The organism is Bacteroidota bacterium, from assembly GCA_016718825.1.
Taxonomy (GTDB): Bacteria; Bacteroidota; Bacteroidia; order J057; family JADKCL01; genus JADKCL01.
Map to the genome: position 1 here is coordinate 195,336 of JADKCL010000073.1, position 16,740 is coordinate 212,075.

Genomic DNA, 16,740 nt, shown 5'->3' on the forward strand with positions numbered 1-16,740 from the left:
GGGTGGTATTCGAATCAATGCTGTACTGGAATCACACTCAATTGCGTGATATTCTGCAAATCAGCATAGCTGTATTGGTAGATTCCCTCGGCGCTTGTCATCAAGAGAACCTGGTTGTTGGGGATCACGTCCGTGGCGGTGATGCCAGAAAATTGACTGATGAGATGCTGGTTGATGGTGCTCAAATCCGTTTTGTCAAACACTTTGAGCCCATCGGCGCCATCGCAGAGGAACAATGTATTGGCATCAACGCCCAAACCGTTGGGATTGGTCATCGGGAAATCATAGAGCAATGTCGGCTGCGACATATCACTCAAATCGATGACTTGCAGCGTATTGACATTGCCGGCGCAGAAATTACCCGAACGCAAAGTCACAAACGCCTTGTCACCTTGGACGACCACTGGATCGCAAGAAGTCATGTGTGCATAGCTGCTGACAAAGGTTGGACTTGCCGCATTGCTGAGGTTGTAGATCAACATGCCGGTTGTCGTGCCGATGTAGAGATATCCGTCGGCGGGAAAAAGTGTTTCGGAACTCATCGTGAGTCCAATGTCACGCAGGTGAACCAATCCATCCTGAATGTCAAAAACACCCAATTCGAAGTTTTCCAAGGTATAAAGGTATTGCTCAAAGATCGTGAATCTTGCTGTGGAGCCACCGAGGCCGTTGCCGTTGGCGAAGTTGCTGTTTGCAAGGGGGCCTGCGCCGCCTGAATTGGACATCAACATGTCTTCCATCATTCCACCGCGACCGTAATTCACGACTTCAGTGGTGGTTTCCTCGACGATCCATCCCGTCACCACCCCTTGGTTGGGGTCGATTTCCACCATCGGATAGTTGGGATCAAAGTCTTCCATGAAGACATAGTTGTTGAAAGCAAAGATATTGTTCAGGCGCGTCAGGAAATTGGGATGCCTGGGATCGCTGATGTCAAACGACAAAAGGTCTGTGTAGCTGTCGACGTAAAGGATGTTGTTGCGCACGGCAAGGTCCTGATTGGCATGAACGGGCAGGAAGCCGAGTTCGATGGGACTTGCCGGATTGGAATTGTCGTAGAAGTGCACACCCTCCAAAAACTCATTGACGAGCAAGAGGTTGTTATACAAGTAAATTTTACCGGGTGTTTTGAGCGCCCTTGTCGCCTCAAAAGTAAAGGCCTGGGCACGCCAAGTTTCGGTAGGTGTATACACCGGTGTATTGGCGAGAAAAGACCTTGTGGTTTTGTCGGCGCAGCCGGAAACGATCACAAGAAGAAGGAGCAAAGTGGGGAAAACAAACTTCAGACGTTGCATATTCAAATGTTGTTGTTTTTTCTGAATTATACCCGATTGATGCAGTGCAATTCGAATGGGTTGGAATGCCAACATCACTTTTCTTGAAAATTTGTTGATCGGCTTCAAAATCCCTATCTTTTGGGTTCAAAAAATGTGATTCGATGCGGTCTTCAGTTCATTTCTATCTTTCTGGTCTTCTGTTGTTTGCGTTTCAAGGCTTCCTCGTATCGGAAGCGGTTGCGCAGCCATTTCTGGATGCATGCTTCACCTCTCCGACGGTTGGGACTTCGTTCGCGGGAACCGCCAATGTCAGTAACAACAATGCGGACCTCTTGCGTTGGACCGGGGCGGCATGGACGGGTGGATGGGGAGGTGCCAACATCACGCTAGCTCCTCCGGGCGCAATTGTGAACACGCGCGCGATCTGGAGCGGAGACGGCACCGTCTGGACGACCGGCGGCGAAGGATTTGGCCTGCGTTTGACTTCGCCGATTGTTACAGGAACCACTTATACCTTTGCATTTCAGCGAGTTTCGCATGGTACCGGGCAGAATGGAAACTTCAGGCCTACACTCTATACCAATACGGGCGGCTCTTTTGGGACTTCCTATGGCCAAATTCCCGGCGTCGGCACTGCATGGACCAATTCGACGATCAGTTTTACAGCCACTGCCGGCAGCTCGGGGCATACCTTTGTCTATTTTCACAATAACGTCGGCTCCGGGATGTTCTTGGCCTGCACTGCTGTGATTTTGCCGATGGCATTTTCCGACTTGCAGGCATTCCCCCATGGAGACCGCATTCACCTGCAATGGCACATTCAGGATGAAACCAATTACCAATGGCATGCCGTCGAACGGTCACAGAATGGACAACATTTTGAGGAGGTGGGTCGTGTCGCCTCGGTAGGCGCAGGTGAAGAAGGACATTTGTATCAATTCAACGATCCTGTGCGCGGATTACCCTTGGGGGATCAGATCTATTACCGCATTCGCTCAATCGACCAAGAGGGACTTGAAGCTTTAAGCCCTGTGGTTGAGGCGACTGTGGTTTCCGAAGCAGCTTTGCACCTGACTGTCAAACCCAATCCGGTGCAGCAGGGCAATCTTGGGGAGGCGATGTTCTATTCCGACGCGGAAGGACGTGCGGTTTATCAAATCTTGGACATGGCGGGCAGGGTGCTCGATGAATCCGAATGGATTGTCCAAGGTGGTCTGAATGCATTGCCGTTGCCCAGTGAAAAGCTTGTTTCGGGTATGTACCTGCTCCGCCTTCAAATTGGTGCGAAGTCCGCCATTTGCAAGTGGATTGTCGAATAAAACCATTCGAAGACGGTGAGGCCTAGAGATTGACCCGCACCCCGACTTGCATCATGGGCCAAATCTCCTTCGTCGTCCAGAGATTCTGCTCCGATTGCCAGAAGGAATGTGCCGCCGTGCCCTGCGCATACAATCCGACGCGTTTGAGGATGTTGTAACGAATGCCAAGGCCCAAATTGGCGCTCATTTGTTGGCCATTGTTGCTGCGATCCTCCACTTTGGAAACCAAGGTCCCATCTACCCGCGTCGAAAGCACGCGATGGCGTCCCAATCCCTGGTCAAACTGCACGCCCGCGCTGGCGTAAGTCGCAAAATGCTTGCCCAAGGGCAAAGTATAGGTTCCACCTGCGGCGAGCCCTAAAAACTGCCTGGTCAAGGCCATTTCTTGCGAAAAGTTGGCTCCAGTAGCTTGGACCGTACTTTGCAACCTGCTGTAAACCAATCCTCCAGTGACGCCAAAACCTTTTGCGATATGCCGATCGAGGAAGGCTCCAAACACCAAGGGGGTCTGGTATTTTTCCTCCAAAACCGAAGATTCACCCGATGAGAGGTTTTGACTTGATCCGTTCAACGAAAGTGGGGTCATGTTCAGGTCTAATTCCGGAAAGTTATCTGCATTCATTGCCAAATCAAACGTTCCAGTCCCGGCAGCAAGGTTGGAGCCGGCCTGAGCCGAAAAGGTAGGTAAATCGGCGTTCTGTTGTTTCAAATCCTCAGCCAAAAGCGCATTTTCCGCCTGCTGTTGCATTTCCATTTCTTGCTCAAGCGTCTGCCAAAAAAGAATGCGGCGGTAGGTTTCGTCTTTGGATCCGCTGAGCAGATTTGCTTTTCGGGAAGGCACCGTACTGAGTTTCTCCCTTTTGAGGACCTCCGTGCTTGCCATGGAATTCCCAGATTGTCCATGGCCAAAGTCGGCAGGCACTGCGGATCCCAGAACGCCATTTTCCAAGTCGTCGATCAACCTTGGTCGAAAAGGAACCCTACGTATTGGGTGCGGTTGTGTAAATGCGAAAGAATTCTGATCGGACTTTTGGTAGGAATCCGAATTGAGAGGGGATACCACCGTTCCGTTTGCAGAACCGCTATCCATCAGCGGTCGCGTTGACCACTCTGGGGTATTCCGGACGGCAAAGTTCTTGGCGAATGGGGTTTCGGCGGCGGGCTGAAGCAAGTAGAATCCGAGCAAGAGGGCGATGCCTGCGGCTGCACTCCACCAAATCACGGTGCTGCGCCGCTGCTGCGGCTGCAATTGTGCGGCTATCCTACGCCAAACGCGGGGGTTGGGCACGACTGCAAACATGCGGAAGCGCGCGCCCAAGGGCCGGTCGGTCGGCGTGGCCGCGATGCGGTCCCAGACGGCATCGCTCGGCGGATGCTGAAAACCCTCAAATTTGTCGCCCAAACGGCCTTTATTCTCAGAATGTAGTTCCACGAACCCTCCTTTCTTCCTTTTCCAATCGTTCCTTGAGCAATGATCTTGCCCGGCTGTACTGCGATTTGCTTGTCCCGACCGAGATGCCGAGCTGTTCGGCAATCTCATGATGCTCAAAGCCTTCCACGGCGTAGAGGTTAAACACCATCCGGGAACCTGCAGGCAAAAGCTGCATCATACCCATCAATTCGGCCGCTGAAACTGCCGAAAACGGATCTTCACCGGCATCCGCGACCTGCTTGACCGCATCCAACTCCATTTGTTGTTGGATATGCTTCTGCTTGCGGAAGTTCATCAGGGCGGTGTTCAGGAAAATCCGACGCATCCAAGCGCCCAATTCGCCACGACCTTCAAAGCTTCCCAACTTGCGAAAAACGGTCACAAAACCATCCTGCAGCAAATCTTCGGCTTCCGCCTGACTCGACGCATAGCGCATGCATACACCCATCATATAGGGTGAATACCGGTCGTAAAGTGCTTTTTGGTGCCTCCGGGAGCCATCCAAGCAGCCGACTATCAATTCGCTATCCGTCATTGCGTCGCCCCTGCAAACCGCAGTTGTACATTCTGATGCAACAATTTAAGAAAAGGTTGGAATGGAATTGAGAATTGAGAATTGAGAATTGAGAATTGAGAATTGAGAATTGAGAATTGAGAATTGAGAAACCCGAAGGGTTCAGCGAAGCTAATTGAGAATTGAAGGTCGGCGCAGCCAATTGCGAAGCAACTGCGCAGCACATCATGAATGCCTTTGAAAAAAGAACGCCAATAAGCAATCAGCGAAGCTAATGGAGAATCAAAGCCATCAAGGTAAGCGGATCTCGCCGCGGTTGGCGGGGTGTGGAGTGGTTTTCCAATGGCGCTTTCGCCAATTGGCGATGGAACGATCATGCGTTTCAAAAACGAAAATGGACAATGTGCCGCAGCCCATTGTCCATTTTCAATTCTCAATTCTCAATTTTTAGGCTGCTTCTTTTTCGCCGCCTTCTTCGTCGTCTGGCTTTTCAGGGAAAAGCAAGGAGGCGACCACCGACAGAATCAAGACGCTGCCGACGATGAGCAAGGAGACCCAGCTTTCCATGTGGAAAAGCGGAGCGACCACCATTTTGAGACCGATAAAGCTCAAAATCACGGCCAAGCCATATTTCAGCTTGCTGAACATGTGCATGAAGTTGCTCAACAGGAAGTACATCGAGCGCAAACCGAGGATCGCGAAGATGTTGGACATGTACAACACCACAGGGTCATTGGACACAGCGAAAATCGCCGGGATCGAGTCCACAGCAAATAGCAAGTCGGTGAATTCGATGACGGCTACCACGACCAACAAGGGTGTCGCAAGTTTGATTCCGTTCTCGATCGTGAAGAAACGGTCGCCGTTGAACTCCTTGCTGACTTTGAAGAAGCGGTGCACCAATCGTGCGCCAGGGCTTTTGCTGAAGTCTTTTTCCTCGTCGTCGTCCTTTGCAAAGGCACTTTTGATACCTGCAAAGATCAAGAAGGCGCCAAACAAGGTCATCAAGATGTTGAGCCTATGCTGATGCCACTCATGGCCGTCGACGATGTCTCCGGGGTTATGTCCTTGGTTGCTGAAGATCCAGAAATCCGGAATATAGGTCAGGTTGATGAGCCCGACGCCGGAGAAAATGAAGATCGCTCGCAAGACCAAGGCTCCGATAATCCCCCAAAACAGCACGCGGTGGTGGTTTTCACGGGCGACGTTGAAATAACCGAAGACGAGGATAAAGACGAAGAGATTGTCGACCGAGAGCGCCTTTTCGATCCAGTAAGCGGTCTGGAACTCGGTAAAGGTCTGTGCATCAGCACTCCAATAAAGGAAGGCGCTGAAAGCCATGGAAAGGCTGATCCAAACCATGGTCCAAATACCGGCCTCCTTGGTGGAGACAATGTGGCTTTTTTTGTTAAAAACGCCGAGGTCAAGCGCCAACATCAGGAGTACGATCACCCCAAATATGACAATGACCATCGGATGGGACATCAATTTTTCATGATGACCGACGCTCGCAGCAGCTTGCGAGAGTGTCTTGGTTAACAGTGTATCTTCCATTCGCTTTAGTGAATATTCAACATTTCCAAAAGGCCTGCAAGTTTACGGCTTTCAGGTGGATTACCAACGTTTTCCGCCCCATTTTGTTGCAGTCCACGCCTTCAGGGAGGGCTATGATCCCAGAAGGTTGCCGCGCGGGCTTCGTGATACGCGACTGTGAATGAGGATTCTCCATTAAAACCTCAAAAGCTCGTTTTTATTTTTGAAACAGGCTGCCATTGCCCCTATCGTTCCATTTCGAATGATTCTTGTCAATTTGGGTGAATATCTGCCCAAAACCCCGTAACTTCGCTGTCTCACACCCCTCTAAGATGGAAAAAATCCCCCCTGTCCAAGCCAAGCAGTCACAAGCGGAGACTGCCGAAGGCCCTTCGTCCAAGGCGCCTGCTTCCAATGCCCTGAAACCGCCCGCATTTCAACTGGAAGCTTCCAATCCGGCTCAACTTGCTGCAGCAGGTCCGGTGGTGCAACGCAGTGCCTGGTCGGAGAAACTTGCCAAAATCTACAAAGAGCAGGGACGCGACGCCTACTTTGCCGAACTCCGCAAGATCAATGTCTGCGACATGGACGTCTATAAATGGATCGATCAGAACCTGACCGGCGATGACCATTGGCTGGCAATGATCATGGCCGACTACGGGGACGAAAAAGACTGGCCGATTCATTTGAGGGTGGAACGCGAGATGCGTCCGTTTGCCGGCTGTACAGGTCTGGAAGGCGTCAAGACCATCCTGCGTACAGAGGCTGGGGCGCAGGCCAAAAACGCCCACCTCACCAAATCCATCCATAAGATCACCACCACGCAGACGCTGGATCGCTGGCTGCTGCTGAAACTGCAAGAACTCGGCAGCGAGGCCAATTTCGATTGGAAGGACAAGATCATGGAATGGTTTCTGCGCCACAACGAACTCACCGCCATCAATGAAATCAATGGACGCGGCATTTCGATCGTGACGTTTGACAAGGCATTTGACAAATGGCAGATGAAAAAAGACAAGTCCATTGAAATCAAGGATTTGTCAGGCAGCCTACGCGGAAATACCGACGGGAATACGATCCGGATCAATTCGGCATTGAGTGTGGAGCAGGCCGTGACGACGATGTACCACGAAGTGCAACACAAAGTGGTGGGCGAACAAAACCTTCCCTATTTGGACGAGGAGGTTGAGGTGCGGGTGAAGACCGAGGAAATGATGATCAAACAGGGGCTGCCGGAAACGAAACCGGGCTACCGGAAGGCGGATGGGACGGTGGACCGGGACTTCATCAACAATGAGATCCAAAATTCTTCGCACTACAATCCGAAGGACAAAACGCGGCTTGACCGCTGGTACGAGGGTGAAAAGCAGACTGGATCCTGGCAATTACCTTAAATATGGTTGGCAGCAAGCGTTTGCAGGTTTTTTCCGCAGGACTATTGCTGTTGCTCGGCAGCGGCTGGATCCTGTTGAGCTTGGCAGCTTGCAAGCCGCGGCAGACCCGCACGGAAATTCAAAAAACAGATTCGACTATGATCGCAGTAAAAGGAACAATCACGGAATATACTCCCAACGCCATGCGTGACCACTATGATGGCGGAGGCTTTGCCACGTTTGCCAAAAGCGTCGTGACCGTGCAACCCGCATCCGCCGAACTACCGGCAACCTTGCAGATTTACCACGACGAATCCGAGGAGATTCCGGCTTGTTGGCAAACGGTTGGGCAGACCGTTGCATTTGACTTGGATCCCGAATACCTGAAAAGCACGAACATTTTCCGGGACGCGCTGGAGAATGTCGTCTGCGAATAGGTGCGTTTCGTTTGATTGGCCCTCATTTCTTCGGAAACCAAGGGAAGAAGGCACTTGTCTTGCGAATGTATTCCGCATACTGCGGCTTTTGGGTTTTGAGGCTCTTTTCAAGGAGTGCGACGCCGGAGACCTTGACAATCAGTCCGGTCATCAGGATCGAACCCAAAACGCCCCAATAGCCGCCGGCACCGATGGCAATCAGTCCAAAGCCCCACCATACCGCGGCATCCCCGAAGTAGTTGGGGTGGCGGGTGTAGCGCCAGAATCCGCGGTCCATGACCTTACCCTTGTTGGCAGGATCCGCCTTAAAACGTGCCAATTGCCAGTCACCTCCGGCTTCGAAGACAAATCCGATCAGCCAGAAAGCAGCGCCGACGTAGTCCCAGGCATTCAATCCAAACCGTGATTCGCCCTGCCCAAATGCCAGCGGAACCGCAATCAGGCCCATCAACAGACCTTGCAGCAGAAAAACCTGAAAATAGCTCAGCCACCAATAGCGATCCGCCCCGTAGTCTTTCCGGAATTGCTGATAACGGAAGTCTTCGCCCTTGCCCAGGTTGCGCCACGCAAGGTAAATGGAAAGCCGAAGGCCCCAAATACTTACCAGGATCAGCAGCAGGAGCTTCCGTTCGGGGTTCCCCTCCCCTGCCCAGTAATACCAGCCATTCGTGAGGACAAAACCCATTCCCCAGAAAATGTCGACGATGCTCACGTTGCGCAGGGGGATGCTCAGGAGCCAAAGCAGGGTGACCATGACCCAGATTCCGAGGAATCCCCATCCGTAGATTTCAATGCTGCCCATCTTGCTTTTTCCTTTGACCGCTACAATTTGATCTTTCCAATGTCTTGGTTGTCAATCCACCAGAAAAAACCATCTCTCCGAAGTTAACGGAAACCTACCATATATTGGAAAAAGCATTTAACTTGGTGAAATAACCCTTAAATCCCGAATACAATGGCAAAGGAAAAAAGCGCGAAGAAGGAAGAAAAGAAAGCTCCTGCAAAGGACGAAAAAGAGAAAAAAGCCGCCAAAGAGGCTAAGAAGGCGGAGAACAAAAAACGATAAGGCAGAATTCTCAGAATTTAAAGAATCAGTTGGGGTGTTGAATTCCAACGTTGGTCCTGTAATCCAGCCTTGGCAGAATTCAGGCAAGCTGGCATTCTCGATTGGGTTGAATTCCAACTGGTGTTATTCAGGGATGCCAGCTTTGCTAATCTGCCGGCAGATTTCGGCGAAAGCATTCTGCTGAATTGAACACACGGTGATTCAGAAAATTCTGATTCAGAAAAGGCTTCAGGGGATTAGGATCAACTTCCCTACGCTCATGCCGGATTCGATGGCTTTGTGGGCCTCTGCGGCTTGGGCGAGGGGGAATGTGCGGGTGACGGGTGGCTTGAGCTTGCCTTCGGCGATCCAGCGGAGCATGTCGGTCATGCCTTCTTCCAGGAGGTCGCGGCGGTTGAAGAGGAAGCTGAGGTTAAAGCTCACAATGCTTTTGTTTTGGTTGGGCAGGTCAATGGGATTGAATCTTGGCGTTTTGAGCCATCCCCAGATGAGCTTGGGCCAATTGAGTTTTCCGCCGGATTTGGGGAGCATCGTGTGGAAGCCGTAGATGACGAGCTTCCCCGTTGGTCGCACGTGGGCCCAACTCTCGCGCAGGGTCGCGTAGCCGTTGGCGTCTAGGACGACGTCGAAGCCTTCCGGGGCAATCTTTTCCGCTTCTTTCCAGAGGTCCTGCGTGGACTTGTCGATCACGAAGTCCGCACCCGAGGCTTTGGCCGTTTCCGTTTTGTGGCTGCTGCCGACGACACCGGTCATTTCGCAGCCTGCGACTTTGCCGAGTTGGAGCAATGCCGTTCCTACGCCGCCTGCGGCGCTGTGCACGAGGATCTTCATGCCCGGTTTGAGGCGCATTTGCTGGAAAAGGGCATGGTAGGCGGTGAAGAAGACCGCGGGGAATCCGGCGGCGTCTGCCATTGACCAGCCTTGCGGCATGGGGAAAACTTGGTAGGCGGGTGTGCAGAGCTGCGAAGCATAACCTCCGAAGAAGCGCACGCCAAAAACCGGGTCACCGATCTGCCAACCTGTCACGCCTTCGCCGAGGGCGGTGATTTTACCTGCGAATTCGAAGCCGGGGGTGATGGGATAACCGACAAAACGTTTGGCGCTTTCGTAGAGTCCCCAACGCACGGCGCAGTCGGCATAGTTGACGCCGGCGGCTTCGACAGCCACGGCCACTTCGCCCGCGGCGGGCGTTACGTCAGGAAATTCCTGGTAAAGCAGGCGCTCATATCCGCCGGGCTTTGGGATCACGATTTTGTGCATGGTGCAAGATAGGGCTTCCTCGCCTTCAGAACGCATTCGTCAGACAAAACTTCAGCAACGGCCCCAATTCAAATCACAAAAAAGACATTCCGAAACATCCGTTCACGAAAAAGCCATTCTGCAGGAGAATGGCTTTTCCAGAAACAAAATCACTGAAATATTATTGAATCGTATAGGTCACGCCCAAGGAGAAGGTGCGGCCGATGCGGTAACTGCTGAAGATGTAATCGACATTCTTGAGGGTCTGCACTTTTTTGTATTCAGGGTCCAAAAGGTTGCGTGCCCTGAAACGGATGTCAATCGGGCCAAAACGCTTGCCGACGGAGAAGTCAAGGGTTGGACGTGGCTGCTCGTAGACGTTCGGGGTACCGCCACGGCTGACTGCGGCGATACGTGGACCAAATACGTTGAAGCTCATGCTGGTATTGAAGCCGATGGAGTCATTCGTATAAGCCAATTCTCCATTCAAGCTGTAAGGCGATTGGCCAAACATGGCGCGTGTGGATTCAGCATTCGGATTGAGGCTGCGAATCTGCTCCAATTCGTCGGGGCTGATATCGAGGCGGCTTTTGATCAGGGTGATGTTTCCGCTTGCACGCAGATCTTTCAAGGCAGGCGTAATGAAGTCGAGATTCTTGCGGAATTCAAATTCGACACCAACAAGCGATGCATTGGGCACGTTGCGGTAGTTGCCCTCGATGTTGGCTGCCATCGGGTTAATGACCAATTCGATGGGGTTGGTGAAGTTCTTGTAAAAAGCGCTGACAGAAACCAATTCGCTCGTCGAGGGATACAATTCCCAACGGAGGTCGAGGTTGTCGATCAACGTGCGTTGCAGGTCAGGATTGCCGATGAGCACCATGTCACCCACGAAGTCAAAGCTGGCATACGGGGCCAATTCGCGGAAGACAGGACGAGCCAAGGTGCGTGAATAACATCCACGGAGGTTCATGATATTGCGCATGGCCTGTGGGCGCATCGCGTAGATCAGGTTGACCGAAGGAAGAATATCGAGGTTGTTGAGGGTGGCAGCGTCCAAATGCGTGTCTTTGCTGGTAAGCACGATGCTCGTGGTTTCCATGCGGGCACCCGTAATCATGCGCAATTCGCCGATGAGGGGCATATCCACCATCATGTGGGCTGCGGCGATGCCTTGTGTTCCGGAGTAGCTGTTGCGCAATTCGCTGGCGTCGGTAATGTAGTTGCCATATTGAAACAGGCCATTGTTGTCGGTACCGATCACGCCGAGGTTTTCTTCGCCAAAATACGCTGCCGGATTGCCATCGTAATGAATGGTCTGCGGAGAACCGTTGACATATTCGAAGCGACGCTCATAAAATTCACGGCCTTTGTAGGTATATGCGCCTCCGAACTGGAATTTGGATTCGCGGCCTGACCATTGCTTGAATGGCAGTGTAAACCCAACCTTGCCATCGAGGTTATTCTCTTCCATCTTGCGGAAATAGCGGCTCGGTGCGCTGTACAAGGCCCTTTGGATGTCGTAGACCGTGTCTTCGCGGGTGTAGTCATTGGAGAAAAAGCGCAAGTCGGGTTCGTTTTGTGCCGAATGTGAAAATGCACCGATCCAATCCGCCTTCAATTTACCAAAGGTATGGTCACCTTTCAATTGGAACATGTCCAATGCACGCTCGGTGTAGCTGATGACCCTTGTTTGAAACACAATATTGGGGTCATCGCGCATCAGGTCACCTTGCAAGAATCGTGCACTGCTGTTGCCGCTTTGGTTGTGCATGTAGTTGAAGCTCAACTGATGGTTCACGCTTGGCAGCCAAGAGAAATTGACCAAACCGCCCCAAAGGACTTCCCTGCTTGCTTGATCGCCTGTCAGGTAAATCTGGTTGTTGAGGCCATTGCTTTGGTCGATGTTGCTCACCAATTGCCAGCGGCCTTCCACGGCATTTTCAAAGAAATTGTCGGTTTTGTTGTAGCTCAGACCGACCACGTAGCCAAATGGCTTTCCACCCAATTTCTTCTGGTCGCCAATCGTAAATGCATGGCTGTGGTTGAGTGACGAATTGGATACTTCGGGTGTCATCGGTGTCGAGAAAGCATTGGTTGCCAGCTCGATGGCATCAGCCTTGACCGGATCTGCAAAGCTCTGATCTGGAAGGATGTAGCCGCTGTTGCTCAACGGAGCAGGCAGATCACGGGTGCCATCGTCCATGCCCAACCAATCGGTATTGCCGCGCTGACCTGTAAGAAAATCATTGCGGAAGGAGGCGCTGGTGTTGAAGCCCAGGCTGCTGTTGTAGCTCAAGGAAAATTTCTGCGGAAAGTCTTTGGTTGAAATCTTGACCAATCCGCCGGTAAAGCTTCCAGGAAGGTCTGGGGTAAAGGTTTTATAGACAACAATGTTGTCGATCAAATTCGCGGGAAAAAGGTCCATCTGCACCGAGTTACGGTTTGGATCCAAGCTTGGAATCTCAGAGCCATTGAGCAAGGTTTTGGTGTAACGGTCGCCCAAACCGCGTACGTAAACGTATTTGCCGCCTTCGACGGTGACACCAGTCACACGCTTCATGGCTGCGCCGGCATCTTGATCACCTGTGCGCTGCACCTGCTCCAGGGAAATCACGTCGACGACTGAGGTAGATCTGCGCTGCATATTGATCAAGGTCGCCTCGTTGTTTTTGACCACCTTGTCCATGATCACGACGATGTTCTTGTCACCGGCATCGTTGACATCCATTCCCATCACCACATCCTGTACCAATGACTGTCCAGCAGTGAGTTGAATGTTGTCAATTGTTTTGTTGTTGTAGGAGATATATGTGCAAACCAAGGTATAATTTCCCGGTGCAACCTCCACGGAATAGGCTCCGGCGTCGTCGGTGTAGGCCCCTGCGACCATGACACTGTCCTTGAGCAAGCGAATGGTCGCACCGACAAGGGCTTCTTGGCTGTCAGCGTCTTTGACTGTACCCGCGATGGTGGCCGTTTGCGCGAAGGCTACATTCGCCAGCACTGCGAAAGTAACGATCAAAAGTAGTAGTTTTTTCATCCTATACAGTTGTAATCCTAATCTTGGTGCAAAGGTCGGCTTAGGGTGTGACTAGGGAATAATGAACAAGCAAAATCTACGTTAAGCCCTTGGCGGATTTGTTTACAATTCGTTCACAATTCCGATTTCAGACCTTGATCCAAAATGCATCGGGGCAACCCTCAGATTGCCCCGATACCTATTCAAACATGCTCAAATGCTGTCTTAGAGATACCCGAGGGCATCCAAGCCGGTCCATCCGAGGAGCCAATTGGTGGTTCCGTCAAATGCACCTTTGTGTGTTGCCGGGGTGAACCAAACGTCGCCGGACGGGGTCGCACCGCTCAGCACAGCACTATTGGTCGGCGCTGGATTGAGGCTACCGCCAACGGTACGTGTGATGCTGACAAACTGCGGATCAACGACCGTGTTTCCGGCAGTGCCGAAGTAGGCGATCAAGTCGTCGGCAGCAGCCGTAGAGTCTCCTGGCAATACACCTGAGCCGATGGTGATCGTGAACATTTTGCTGGCGTTGTTGCTGGCAATGTTGTAGAAGACGTTGCCTTCGAGTTTCAAGTCACCTGCCTGATAACGGGCGTAGCTGTTGTCAGGATCGCTGAGCAATTCGATGTCGATGCCTTTGCTGTAGTCGTAGAAAATGGAGTTGTGGTATTTGCCACCTGCATTGTCACGCATCGTAATGGCGCGCTTGCCTGCTGCTGCACCGCCACCGATATAGGTTGCGTTGTAAATGGTTGGCGTAGCGAATGGGCTTCCGTTTTCAGGATTGGTGCCTCCGTCGTGCTCGCCACCGCGGTCGCCATGGCTTTCGTCGGTAATGGCAAACCAATATTGGCCTTTTCCACGGAAACCTTCGTCGTAGTCGATCGCGTCGTCTCCGCAGAATGCTGAGATCAAGTACTTGACATTGACCGTGCCGCCAAAGAATTCGACGCCATCGTCTTGGTTGTTCAGGATCTCGATGTGATCAACGGTGGTGCCGCTGCCTACGCCGCCAAAGGTCAAGCCGTTGATTTCGTTGCCTGCGCCGATGTCGGTACCGCCGTAGCGGATGGATACATAAGACAAGGTGCCGCTGTTGTCGGCATCATTGCTGCCGCCATAAAGGCCGCGGGTTTCGGTGGTTGGAATGCCTTCAATGGCTGATTCGCCGGGGGTGCTGTTCAAGCCTGCATTGCCCAACACGATCAAACCACCCCACAAGCCACTTGCGCCTGCTGGAATGTCGTCTGATTTGGTCACGTCGTCTTGCTCTGCTGTGAAGATGATCGGATTTGCGGCAGTGCCTTGGGCGACAATTTTGCCACCACGAGCAACCACAAGTGCAGATGCATCGGTGCCTTGACCTGCGCGGCCTTTGATGACCGTACCTGCTTCAATGGTAAGGATTTGACCGCTGTTGACGAAGACGAATCCATCGAGGATGTAGACTTTGTCTTTGGTCCATGTGGTTGTACCTACGCCTGTGCCATCGTCGGTGATGACGTTTTCATTGCTGTACTCGCAGGTACCGTTGTCTTTTTCCGCTTCGGGATCGTAGTTGAGTGAGGTTGGGTCGGTGCAACCTTCTTTTTTCTTGCAAGAAGATACAAAAAGCCCGAGGCCGAGGATGGCCACCATGAGCATTGGGAAGGAGGAGAATTGCTTTTTCATCATTTTTTTTGCCGAATAATCTATTGGCTGAAATTCTGATGCAAAGTTGGGGGGAGGCTGTCAGAGACATGTGATGGATGCGTTAACAATGCGTTAAACTTTAGCGGGGTGTTTTGATTTTGGGTAAACAAATTTATCTATTGCACTACTTATCAATTGATTAGATCGAATTACTCCTTTTCTGGACCGGAAGGATTTGGGGCTGAGTTCTGGCCACCCTCCTTCGGCGGACACGGCGAAGGACACGAAGGCACCAAGCTGGGTTTTGAAATCTTGCCACCCTCCTTCGGCGGACACGGCAAAGGCAAGACAAGGCACCAAGCTGGGGGCTGGGGTTTTTGAATGCTGATTTTGCACAGCAAAAAAAAGCGCAACGGTTTCGGTGCCGCTGCGCTTTTTGGGAAGATGGAAAAGTGGGTTTAGAGATTCATGATTTCGGAGATTTTGCCTTGGTCCAGGAGTTGCTGAATGTTGGTGGATTCGGCGAAGGTCTTAATGAATTTGGTGTTGTCTCCTGCGGCGACGTTGATGGGGTAGTTTTCAAAGGCGCGGCTTTGGAGATAGGTGCCGAGGGGAATTGATTTTGCTCCTTGTTGGACGTTGTAGGCTGCGAGGTCTTTCATGAAGATGCGACAGAGGAGGTAGTCGGGCAAGGTCTCAGCAGGATCGACCCAAATCAAATCAACGGAAGCAGGTGTCAATTGCGCGCTGCCCTTGGTGGCCACGCCGTTGTAATTGACTTCCAGGGAGATGGTCATGTCTTCCAATTTTGGTTCCGGACGGCCATCGGCAGCCATTTGGGCGACAACACCTTGCAGGTGGGTTTTCGGATCCTTGTCCTTGGGTTCGTCCCCATCGGGATGGGTGGCGAGTTTGCCGTCCAATGCATCTTGCACGATTTTGGTGATGACCGGCTTCAATTCGGCGACGTTGGTGGCGGTGGCGTGTGCGACATCGACGACTTGATTTTCACCGTTGGCGCGGCCGGTGGTGAGTGGCACTCCGTAGCGTGCGGTGAAACTTTCGCCGGTGGCCACGGGAATTTGCGGTTCGGTTGGAGCCTCCTTTTCGGTGCAGGCGGAGAGGACAAGGGTCAAGGTCAACAAGACCCAAGCAGATTTCAGTAATTTTTTCATAAACGTGTTTTAAGGTGATTTTGGGTAATGACAGCGGACGGATGCCAGGGTTGCGTCGTGGTATCGGGAAATTTTTGTTTTGTTGAGAGTGCTTAGGAGTGGGGTTGGAGCGCTGATGGAGTAATTGAGAATTGAGAATTGAGAATTGAGTGTCTGAATCAGAATCTTTAGATCAGCGAAGCTAATTTACAGGATTTGCAGAATTTCCTGAATAACGTATTGGTTTTTGACACCTTGGACTGAGACGAGGCACGCCGCTTCGCGAGACGCGGTGCCTCGTCTTTAATGGGGGAATTGTTGTTTTTCGCGCCGAAGGTGCCGACTGTTGGTAGCCTCGGGTGGTAGCCCGAGGTTGGGTGGGTCCCCACCGTTTTTCCGCTTTGGCGGCGACTGATTGGGGTTGGCGGCGAAGCGGGGGTTTGTGGCTTTGCTGCGCTGGGGATTTTGTTGGCGGCTTTGCTGCCATTTTTATCGCCTCTCCCCTGCCCCTCCCCATCGCTTCGCTTTTGGGGAGGGGTTTAAGTATTGCTTTTGGAGAAGGGGAATTGGTCGGCTTTGCCGAATGAGGCGTCGGCGTCTCGCCGAAACGCCGATGCTGCATTTCAGCCTCTGGCTGCGAAGTTCGACTAAAAGGTTTGAGGATGAGGGGGCGGCGGTGCCGATTTGGATGGGGTTGGTGGAAACGGATTTTGTTTGCCGCATGCCGCAAGATTTGGGA

Annotated in this window: 13 protein-coding genes; 3 read left to right on the forward strand and 10 right to left on the reverse strand. The window is 52.0% G+C overall.

Annotated features, from left to right (window positions below; all coding sequences use genetic code 11):
* Positions 1-14: 14 nt before the first annotated feature.
* Positions 15-1,295, reverse strand: a complete 1,281-nt coding sequence (locus IPN95_32520; protein ID MBK9454041.1) for a hypothetical protein — start codon at positions 1,293-1,295, stop codon at positions 15-17.
* A gap of 143 nt (positions 1,296-1,438) precedes the next feature.
* Here IPN95_32520 and IPN95_32525 point away from each other — a divergent pair, with 143 nt between their 5' ends.
* Entirely contained in the window at positions 1,439-2,596 is a 1,158-nt protein-coding gene (locus IPN95_32525; GenBank protein MBK9454042.1) for a T9SS type A sorting domain-containing protein, read from the forward strand.
* A 22-nt stretch (positions 2,597-2,618) separates the two neighbouring features.
* Here IPN95_32525 and IPN95_32530 read toward each other — a convergent pair whose 3' ends face one another.
* From IPN95_32530 to IPN95_32545, 4 genes are read right to left on the reverse strand one after another with little or no spacing between them, the layout of a single operon-like run.
* Positions 2,619-4,028: a hypothetical protein gene (locus IPN95_32530; protein MBK9454043.1), complete on the reverse strand. Its 1,410-nt coding sequence runs from the start codon at positions 4,026-4,028 to the stop codon at positions 2,619-2,621.
* On the reverse strand, positions 4,012-4,563 hold the full coding sequence (locus IPN95_32535) for an RNA polymerase sigma factor (protein MBK9454044.1): 552 nt from the start codon (positions 4,561-4,563) through the stop codon (positions 4,012-4,014). The genes IPN95_32530 and IPN95_32535 overlap by 17 nt, the downstream gene beginning before the upstream one ends.
* Positions 4,560-4,979 (reverse strand): hypothetical protein, encoded by a 420-nt coding sequence (locus tag IPN95_32540; GenBank protein ID MBK9454045.1) that lies wholly within the window; start codon positions 4,977-4,979, stop codon positions 4,560-4,562. The genes IPN95_32535 and IPN95_32540 overlap by 4 nt, the downstream gene beginning before the upstream one ends.
* Before the next feature lie 10 nt (positions 4,980-4,989).
* Positions 4,990-6,096 (reverse strand): TerC family protein, encoded by a 1,107-nt coding sequence (locus tag IPN95_32545; protein MBK9454046.1) that lies wholly within the window; start codon positions 6,094-6,096, stop codon positions 4,990-4,992.
* A 311-nt stretch (positions 6,097-6,407) separates the two neighbouring features.
* Between IPN95_32545 and IPN95_32550 the strand changes: the two genes are divergently transcribed.
* Together IPN95_32550 and IPN95_32555 are read left to right on the forward strand one after the other, a co-directional pair.
* Positions 6,408-7,469, forward strand: a complete 1,062-nt coding sequence (locus IPN95_32550) for a hypothetical protein (GenBank protein MBK9454047.1) — start codon at positions 6,408-6,410, stop codon at positions 7,467-7,469.
* Between the two features lie 2 nt (positions 7,470-7,471).
* Entirely contained in the window at positions 7,472-7,885 is a 414-nt protein-coding gene (locus tag IPN95_32555; GenBank protein ID MBK9454048.1) for a hypothetical protein, read from the forward strand.
* Between the two features lie 22 nt (positions 7,886-7,907).
* On the opposite strand, the gene IPN95_32560 is transcribed toward IPN95_32555, so the two are convergent.
* From IPN95_32560 to IPN95_32580, 5 genes are all read right to left on the reverse strand, one after another.
* Positions 7,908-8,687 carry a DUF1295 domain-containing protein gene (locus tag IPN95_32560; protein MBK9454049.1) on the reverse strand — a complete coding sequence of 260 codons (780 nt, stop codon included), beginning with the start codon at positions 8,685-8,687 and terminating at the stop codon, positions 7,908-7,910.
* A gap of 492 nt (positions 8,688-9,179) precedes the next feature.
* Positions 9,180-10,211 carry a zinc-binding dehydrogenase gene (locus tag IPN95_32565; GenBank protein MBK9454050.1) on the reverse strand — a complete coding sequence of 344 codons (1,032 nt, stop codon included), beginning with the start codon at positions 10,209-10,211 and terminating at the stop codon, positions 9,180-9,182.
* 160 nt (positions 10,212-10,371) lie between these two features.
* On the reverse strand, positions 10,372-13,233 hold the full coding sequence (locus IPN95_32570; protein MBK9454051.1) for a carboxypeptidase regulatory-like domain-containing protein: 2,862 nt from the start codon (positions 13,231-13,233) through the stop codon (positions 10,372-10,374).
* A gap of 204 nt (positions 13,234-13,437) precedes the next feature.
* Entirely contained in the window at positions 13,438-14,886 is a 1,449-nt protein-coding gene (locus IPN95_32575) for a hypothetical protein (GenBank protein MBK9454052.1), read from the reverse strand.
* Between the two features lie 419 nt (positions 14,887-15,305).
* The gene (locus tag IPN95_32580; protein MBK9454053.1) at positions 15,306-16,022 is read right to left on the reverse strand and encodes a hypothetical protein; all 717 of its coding nucleotides are present in this window, start codon (positions 16,020-16,022) and stop codon (positions 15,306-15,308) included.
* Positions 16,023-16,740: the final 718 nt, after the last annotated feature.

Bases quoted from the DNA above. Each gene is read 5' to 3' on its own strand.
- IPN95_32520 (MBK9454041.1), bottom strand. From the start codon at position 1,295: ATGCAACGTCTGAAGTTTGTTTTCCCCACTTTGCTCCTTCTTCTTGTG.
- IPN95_32525 (MBK9454042.1), top strand. From the start codon at position 1,439: ATGCGGTCTTCAGTTCATTTCTATCTTTCTGGTCTTCTGTTGTTTGCG.
- IPN95_32535 (MBK9454044.1), bottom strand. From the start codon at position 4,563: ATGACGGATAGCGAATTGATAGTCGGCTGCTTGGATGGCTCCCGGAGG.
- IPN95_32545 (MBK9454046.1), bottom strand. From the start codon at position 6,096: ATGGAAGATACACTGTTAACCAAGACACTCTCGCAAGCTGCTGCGAGC.
- IPN95_32550 (MBK9454047.1), top strand. From the start codon at position 6,408: ATGGAAAAAATCCCCCCTGTCCAAGCCAAGCAGTCACAAGCGGAGACT.
- IPN95_32555 (MBK9454048.1), top strand. From the start codon at position 7,472: ATGGTTGGCAGCAAGCGTTTGCAGGTTTTTTCCGCAGGACTATTGCTG.
- IPN95_32560 (MBK9454049.1), bottom strand. From the start codon at position 8,687: ATGGGCAGCATTGAAATCTACGGATGGGGATTCCTCGGAATCTGGGTC.
- IPN95_32565 (MBK9454050.1), bottom strand. From the start codon at position 10,211: ATGCACAAAATCGTGATCCCAAAGCCCGGCGGATATGAGCGCCTGCTT.
- IPN95_32570 (MBK9454051.1), bottom strand. From the start codon at position 13,233: ATGAAAAAACTACTACTTTTGATCGTTACTTTCGCAGTGCTGGCGAAT.
- IPN95_32575 (MBK9454052.1), bottom strand. From the start codon at position 14,886: ATGAAAAAGCAATTCTCCTCCTTCCCAATGCTCATGGTGGCCATCCTC.
- IPN95_32580 (MBK9454053.1), bottom strand. From the start codon at position 16,022: ATGAAAAAATTACTGAAATCTGCTTGGGTCTTGTTGACCTTGACCCTT.